This window comes from uncultured Methanobrevibacter sp. (assembly GCF_902769175.1).
Classification (GTDB): Archaea; Methanobacteriota; Methanobacteria; order Methanobacteriales; family Methanobacteriaceae; genus Methanobrevibacter.
Genome location: NZ_CACXNW010000054.1, coordinates 1 through 7,560, shown reverse-complemented (window position 1 = coordinate 7,560; position 7,560 = coordinate 1). Strand labels below are relative to the sequence as shown.

General features: G+C 29.4%; 6 protein-coding genes. 3 read left to right on the top strand and 3 right to left on the bottom strand.

The window, feature by feature from the left end; genetic code table 11:
* The first annotated feature begins 190 nt into the window (after nt 1–190).
* A complete protein-coding gene (locus QZV12_RS13320) occupies nt 191–1,108 on the top strand; it encodes an ARMT1-like domain-containing protein (RefSeq protein ID WP_366925568.1) in 918 nt (305 codons plus the stop codon).
* A 36-nt stretch (nt 1,109–1,144) separates the two neighbouring features.
* On the top strand, nt 1,145–1,960 hold the full coding sequence (locus QZV12_RS13315) for a DUF1932 domain-containing protein (RefSeq protein ID WP_295622625.1): 816 nt from the start codon (nt 1,145–1,147) through the stop codon (nt 1,958–1,960).
* 163 nt (nt 1,961–2,123) lie between these two features.
* Here QZV12_RS13315 and QZV12_RS13310 read toward each other — a convergent pair whose 3' ends face one another.
* The 3 genes from QZV12_RS13310 to QZV12_RS13300 all read right to left on the bottom strand — a co-directional run bounded on the left by QZV12_RS13310 (nt 2,124) and on the right by QZV12_RS13300 (nt 5,581).
* On the bottom strand, nt 2,124–3,422 hold the full coding sequence (locus QZV12_RS13310) for an adenylyltransferase/cytidyltransferase family protein (protein WP_295622623.1): 1,299 nt from the start codon (nt 3,420–3,422) through the stop codon (nt 2,124–2,126).
* Nucleotides 3,423–3,720: 298 nt separating this feature from the next.
* Nucleotides 3,721–4,212, bottom strand: a complete 492-nt coding sequence (locus QZV12_RS13305) for a DUF308 domain-containing protein (protein ID WP_295622621.1) — start codon at nt 4,210–4,212, stop codon at nt 3,721–3,723.
* A 280-nt stretch (nt 4,213–4,492) separates the two neighbouring features.
* On the bottom strand, nt 4,493–5,581 hold the full coding sequence (locus QZV12_RS13300) for an archaeosine biosynthesis radical SAM protein RaSEA (RefSeq protein WP_295622619.1): 1,089 nt from the start codon (nt 5,579–5,581) through the stop codon (nt 4,493–4,495).
* Nucleotides 5,582–6,291: 710 nt separating this feature from the next.
* Here QZV12_RS13300 and mer point away from each other — a divergent pair.
* Complete coding sequence (mer, locus tag QZV12_RS13295) at nt 6,292–7,248, top strand: 5,10-methylenetetrahydromethanopterin reductase (protein WP_295622617.1); 957 nt, start codon at nt 6,292–6,294, stop codon at nt 7,246–7,248.
* Nucleotides 7,249–7,560: the final 312 nt, after the last annotated feature.

The window sequence follows — 7,560 nt, the reverse complement described above, 5'->3', positions numbered from 1 at the left end:
TTTTTTTTTTTTTTTTTTTTTTTTTTTTTTTTTTTTTTTTTTTTTTTTTTTTTTTTTTTTTTTTTTTTTTTTTTTTTTTTTTTTTTTTTTTAATTTTTTTTTTTTTTTTTTTAATCTGTTCTTTTAAATATTTTTATGATTTTATTTTTTTTCTAACTGTCTTTTTCAATAATTTTAATAATTTAAATTTATAAATATATTAATATCCAATTTAATTTATTATTCGTTTTTCAATTTAGGTGATACTATTAAAGTTTATTACAATTGCGGGCCATGTTTTTTAAGACAAGCAAAAGAAGCCATTGAACTTTCAACAGATGATGAGGAATTAAAGTTCAGATTGATTCAGGACATTTTATCATATATTGGTGAAAACTTTTCAAAAGACATGTCTTCAAATGCTACTGGATCACTGATTCATCAATATGTTAAAAAGGAAACCGGTTGCTATGACCCTTATTTAAATCAAAAGAAAGAGGGAAATGAAATTGCATTGTCATTAATGCCAAAGGTTAGGGAAATATTAAAGGACGATGACAGCTTAGAGGCTTATGTTAAGATAGCTATTGTAGGAAATATTCTTGATTTTGGCACATTTCATTTAGGCACTGAATTTGAATCAATGATTTTTGAAGGATTAAATAAGGAATTAGCCATAAATGAGATTGATAAATTTGAAGAGGCTTTAAGAAAGTATGATAATGTTCTTTATTTAGTGGACAATACTGGTGAAATCGTATTTGACAAGCTTTTGCTTGAAAAGATCAGGGAATATGATGTTGACATTACTGTAGCAGTTAAGGAAAGGCCTATTCTGAATGATGCATGTATGGAAGAGGCATTGGAAGCAGGATTGGATGAGGTAGCCACTTTAATCACTACAGGATCTGATTCTGTAGGTGTTGTAGAATCAATGATTAACGATGAATTTAAAGAGACACTATACAATTCCCCTTTTGTTATCGCTAAAGGAATGGGAAATTTTGAAGGATTGACAGAAATGAATTTTAAGGGACAGGATGTATTTGTATTGTTATGTACAAAATGTCCAGCTATTTCCAAGGAATTGGGAATTGCGGAAGGTTCACATGTTTTAAAGACTTTATAAGGATAGAATGTTAATTTATCTTTGGGGTGATTAGTTATGAAATTTGGATTTATAGGTTTTGGAGAAGTGTCATACACTTTATCAAAAATATTGTTGTCTTATGGATTTGATGTCATGACCTCTATAGAAGGAAGGTCTGATAAGACCAAAGAATTGGTTAATTCAATTGATATAACTGTTTTGGATAGTTTTGAAGATGTTTCCAGTGAGTCAGATATTCTAATATCAGCAAACAGTCCTCAAAGTGCATTGGCAGTTGCTTTAAAGTATGGCTCATTGACTGATGGATTATTCCTGGACTTCAATAATATCTCCCCTAATACAGCAAAGCAAATTGAGAATTATATAAGCGATGAGCATTTTATTGATTCAGCGATTATGGGTAGAGTAAGCTCTGATAAATTAAATCTTTATTTCTCAGGGAGAAAGGCTGAAGAATTTGTAGAAAGAATGAGAAACTACATTAAGGGTCATGATGCTCCAGAAGATGTTGAAGTGAACATTAAGGTTGTCAGTGATGAAATTGGTGATGTTTCCAAATTAAAGATTCTCAGAAGCTCTTATACAAAAGGAGTTTCAGCCCTATTGGTTGAAACATTTGAAACCGCTGAAAAATTGGGACTGGACGATGAATTATGGGAAATATTGGCATTAACTGAAAATAGGGATTTTGAAACTTCTTCCAAATCACGTATATCAAGTTCTAAGAGAAAATCCAAACGGAAATATGAGGAATTGGTAGAAGTTATGGAATTCTTGGATGGTGTTAATAAAAATAGAAAGTCTAAAATCATGGCTATAGCCACTAAGGATAAATTTGAGAAATTAAAAAATAGAAAAGGCAGAAAATAATTATTTTTTTATCATAAAGTAATTTGAGAATTAAAAATAGAAAAAATGTAGAAAGTAATTATTTTTTTATCATTAATATTTGAGAATTAAAAATAGAAAAGAGAGAAAATAATTATTCATTGCCTTAGAAATTTTAAATTAATTAATATATGATTGGAATTGATTAGTGGTCATGAATGCTTATTTTTACTCTCCAATCATTTCTTTTGTTTTTAATCAATTCTCCACTTACTGGAATATATCTTGAATCTAATATATATCTTAAATAAGTCACTTCTTTTGAAGGAAGCTTTAAATTTGTTTTTATCTTTATCTTCTTCTCTTTTATCTCACATGAGATCAGATTGTCCTTATCAACAAATATTTTGGCTTCAAGTCCTTCATGAACTTTTTTTGCTTCAAATTTAGTAAGATTCAATCCTGCTTCAAGTGTCATTAATGGGTTGATTTTCAAATCATGTCTCTTTCTGAATTTTTCATTGGCTTCCTTTGCAGAAACTCCCTTATCCACTTCTTCTGCAACATACCATGCTCTTTCAATGATCTTGTCAACATTCTGTTCTGGAGGTATGACTCCCTTTGATTCATAATGTCTCATTAATTTCAAGACTTCATCCTTTGTCACTTCCTCTTCTATGCAGCTTGCAGCAAGTCGAGTCATGACAGGACCGTAATCTCCTCTTCTAAAGCTTGCCCAAATGGATTCATCATCATCCTTATAAAATCTCCCTTCAACAATCCTATTGATTACCTTTCCATTCAAGTAAGCGATGTTTGTTAAGCTTGACCTTGAATATGTGTTCATCTTATGCTTGAGAACTTTCATGTTCCTTTTTCCAGGTATTGTTCCCTTTTCAATCTCTCTTTCCAATATTTCTATAGTTGTTTTTGGAAGCAATTTTCTAACATCTTTGGTTATTGTCAAATCATTTTTAAGGATATCCTTTCTGATGAATCTTCCAGATATCTTTTTAGGATTGGTCACTTCAGGAATAAGGTGAAAATCGATTTTTCTATCGAACTTTTGAGATAAAAATTCATTTATAGCATACCATCTGATTACATTTCTATTAGGAAAATCCTGTGGCATTCCAAGGAAACTTCCTTCTTGAATAAATCGTTCTGCATAGTTTTGAACCTCTTTTAGAGAGATGTCTGCAGCTGTAATATAGTCTGTAACGCCATCCTCATGCATTTTTGCAAGACGGATAGGGACACTATAGGATAAGATTAGTCTATGGTGCAATCCTTCAATTCCAACAACCTTGTCTGCACCTAATGCAAGAACCATCTCTTTTCTTGCTTCAAAAGGTGTGAAAAAAGAAGCATGATTTGCACTGTATCCCTTATTTAAATATACGACTACTTCATTTCCTTTTTCATCAGCTATTTCCTTAGCTCTTCTAATTAGTTCTTCATGTCCTTTGTGAACAGGATCAAAATCTGCACTGATTGCTATCATGGTTTGTTTCCTAAAATTTATAATCTGTTAAATAGTTTTAAAAAAAGCTTTATTTTAAGAATTAATTGATAAAAAATTAGTTTTTTTTATAAATGATTGGCTTTGAATTTTTTAAAAATTAATTGATAAAAATTAGTTAATGAATAAATAATAATCTTTGAATTCATTATTAATTTTAAATTATTATTTATTCAAATTCATGGCATTTTAGCCATTGTCTAATAAGTTTAATATTTTCAAATCTTATGGCATTTTAGCCATTGTCTAATAAGTTTAATATTTTCAAATCTTATGGCATTTAATAGCCATTGTCTAATAAGTTTAATATTCCAGTTGCCAATAACCAAATTCCAATTAAGGAACCGAGAATAACTGGATTATTGATGTAAGTTCCTATGATTATGTATATTACACCTAATAATATTCCTAATATTCCCATCCAGAATCCATATTTGTTGTCTCTGTTTCCAACGATTATGATAAGTCCGATTATGATTAGGAATATTCCTGCTAAATAGATAGTCAAAGCGGTTAAAAATGAAAATAGGCTTGGGTTAAATATCAATCCTAAACTTATTATTAACATTATTAATCCTAAAATGGCATTTAATAAGCCTCTTGTTGCATTGTATTCCACTTCACTAACTCCATTGGTTAATAAGAAGACTGCAAGCAATAAAACAGATAATCCAAGAATATCAGATGCTGCAATTACTCCAAACATTGGGAATGCAATTGTAATGATTCCTAATATGATTGCAATTAGGCTTACTGTAGTTTGTTTATGCAAGTTCTTTCCTCCTATTTCAATTTATAAATTTTCTTAAATAAAATTAATAATTCATATTATTAAACAATTTTCTAAATATTTAATAATGCATATTTTTTATAAAAATTTTTTAAATATTTAATAAATCATTATTATAAAGTTTTCTTAAATATTAATAATTCATATTTTTTATAAAATTTTCTTAAATATTTAATAAATCATTATTATTATAATATTTTTAGTATTTTTATAGTATTTATTATTTTATGATTTTTATTATTTAAAAATATTTGAAAATATTCTAATATAAAGGCAAATGTTTTACAGCAGTTTTGGACTTGTTCAAATCAGAGGATTTAACTTCTGCAATCCATTCATTTTTACATTCGCAGTCATATTCTATTTGGCTTTGGTCGAAGTTTGAATCGATGATTTTGTGTTTCAATTCATTATTGCACTTTTTGCAATTGTAAGGGCCTCTTCTTGAACCGAATCCTGAAGTGTCCATCAATGCAGGGATATTGACGTTTTGCCTGATTGTGTTGATGACTTCAACGGTTGACCAAATCCAAGGAGGCTGGTATGATCCTCTTCTCCAAAGTCTTTCGATTAGTGTTCCTCTGTGGATTGTTGCAGGACAGCATGAAACCCTGTCGACGCCAATATTTTCACAGTATGTTGCAGTTTCAATCGCTTCATTAATTGCTTCCTGTTCAGAGGTTAGTATAGGCTTTACAAATATGTATGCCTTGGATTTAATATTGTGCTTATTCTTATATTCTTTGATAAGATTAATTGCCTTTTCAAAGGTCTTATTGTTGAAACCCTTATTGATTTTGTTTAATCTGGTCTCTTCATTAGAGGTTTCCAAACCTATGCTGATTTCAAACAATTTGTCTCCAATTATATCAAAGATTTCATCTAAAACCTCTTCCTTAACATATTCTGGTCTGGATTCTACAACTATTTCACTGATTTCTTCCATATTGGCTAATTTGTTTAATACGTAATCTCTTGCCTCTTTTGGAACTTCATCTGGATTTAGGAAACTTCCTGATGCAAAGAGTTTTATAGCTATTTTATCTCCATTCTCATAATCTTGGTGGAAATCCCATTTGTTCATTTCCATTTCGAATAATTCAATGATTTTTGAATTTTCAATTGGCTTAAGGTAACAGTCTGAGATATAGCTGCACATTGTACATCCTCCGCTTGGTCCAAGTGCCCAAGAGCAGCCTGGTGTAGGCAAGATTAAAAATATGGTTTTTCCCTTTCCAGAATATAAAAGATCCTCTTGATACCAACTTGCAGAGAGGTCATCCAATTCTCTTATTTTGGCATATTCTATTGACCTATCTCTTATTTCTTTTGTTAATTCTCTAATTTCCATTGTTTAACCTAAAATTGCTTTTGATAAAATTAATTTATTGATAAAATATATTATATATCATTATATATTATTTAATTTATTTTAGTTTTTATTTATATTTTTTATTCATATTTTTCATTCATAACTTTTATCATGCGGTACATATTATACTAAAATTCTGGCTGTTCTTTATTGCATTATGATTATTATCTTCTATTATTATACTAAATTCTGCCTGGTCTTTATTGCATTATAATTATTATCTTCTATTTTTAATTTTTAGGCTTGCCTTACTTTTTTAATTATCCTTTTGATTTTTAAGCTTATTTTCCATTTAAGACTTTTAATTTTTATTTATTTAAATTATATTAAATTAAAATTTAGTTTGAAAAATATTAAATGTTCTATGTTATAAAAATTAAATCATTGTTTTTTAATTTTCATTTATTAAACAATATGTTGTTTGTTTTAATATTTTATAACAAATTATTATATTTATTATATTTTATTAACTCTTATTACTTGTTTATTCAATTTTTTTACATAATTCCTATTTCATTTTTCATTAATAATCTTTCATTTTTATATATATTTTTTTATAATTATTAATTGATTATTCAATAAATTTATAATAAATTAAACAAACACTATTTAATATATAAATCTTTCTATATTTTTTAAATAACAAATACTTTATAAGCTAGATAACATAATAAAGATTGGTGATAAATATGAAATTTGGTATAGAATTCGTACCTCAAATCCCATTAGATGAACTCGTAAGATTAGTAAAAATAGCAGAAGACGTTGGTTTTGAATACGCATGGATCACTGACCACTACAACAACAAAAACGTATACGAAACCTTAGCATTAATTGCAGCAAACACTGAAACCATTAAAATGGGTCCTGGTGTAACCAACCCATACGTAAGAAGCCCTGCAATTTCCGCTTCCGCAATCGCTACTATCGACGAAATTTCTAATGGTAGAGCAACCTTTGGTATTGGTCCTGGTGACAAAGCAACCTTTGACGCATTAGGTATCGCTTGGGAAAAACCTGTATCCACTATCAAAGCAGCTATTGCAGACATTAACACTTTATTAGACGGTGGAAAAACTGAAGCTGGTGCAGCATTAGGTGGAGCTAAAAAAGTACAAGATGCAATCCCTATTTACATGGGTGCACAAGGTCCTAAAATGTTAGAAACTGCTGGTGAAATCGCTGACGGTGTATTAATTAACGCTTCCAACCCTAAAGATTATGAAGCTGCTATGCCTATGATCAAAAAAGGAATCGGCGACCAAGCAAAAGACTTCGATGTAGCTGCATACACTGCTACTTCCATTGGTACTGACTCTGAAGCAGCTAAAAACGCTGCAAGAATCGTAGTTGCATTTATCGCAGCAGGTTCCCCACCTCCAGTAATTGCAAGACACGGATTACCTGAAGGATTCAACGAACAAATGGGTGGATTCTTAGCTAAAGGTGACTTCGGTGGAGCTATTGGCGCTGTAACCGACGAAGCACTCGAAGCATTCTCCGTATGTGGTACTCCTGATGAATTCATTCCTAAGATTGAAGCATTAGGTGAAATGGGTGTAACCCAATACGTAGCAGGATCTCCTGTAGGTAAAAACGTAGAAGAATCTATTAAATTATTAGGAGACGTAATTGCTAGCTTCTAAGGAAGCTACAATTCCTAATTTTTTAATTTTTTCTTTTTTTTAGCTTTATTAATTTAACAATTGTTATATTTATCTGCTTTTTTTAAGAACTTTTTTGTACTCTTTTTGATATACTATTTTTTAATTTAGCACTATTTTTTTAATTAGTCCTATTTAGTTCTATTTTTTTTTATTTAACTCTATTTTTTTAATTAATTTTAATTGGTTCTATTTTTTTTGAGGGTGTGTCACGATTATGACCATCAGTCACTTTTTTTCTTAACTTATTTTCCTTTAAATTTATATACAATGAAGTACAATCTATTATTATAG

Bases quoted from the DNA above. Each gene is read 5' to 3' on its own strand.
- QZV12_RS13315 (WP_295622625.1), top strand. From the start codon at position 1,145: ATGAAATTTGGATTTATAGGTTTTGGAGAAGTGTCATACACTTTATCA.
- QZV12_RS13310 (WP_295622623.1), bottom strand. From the start codon at position 3,422: ATGATAGCAATCAGTGCAGATTTTGATCCTGTTCACAAAGGACATGAA.
- QZV12_RS13300 (WP_295622619.1), bottom strand. From the start codon at position 5,581: ATGGAAATTAGAGAATTAACAAAAGAAATAAGAGATAGGTCAATAGAA.
- mer (WP_295622617.1), top strand. From the start codon at position 6,292: ATGAAATTTGGTATAGAATTCGTACCTCAAATCCCATTAGATGAACTC.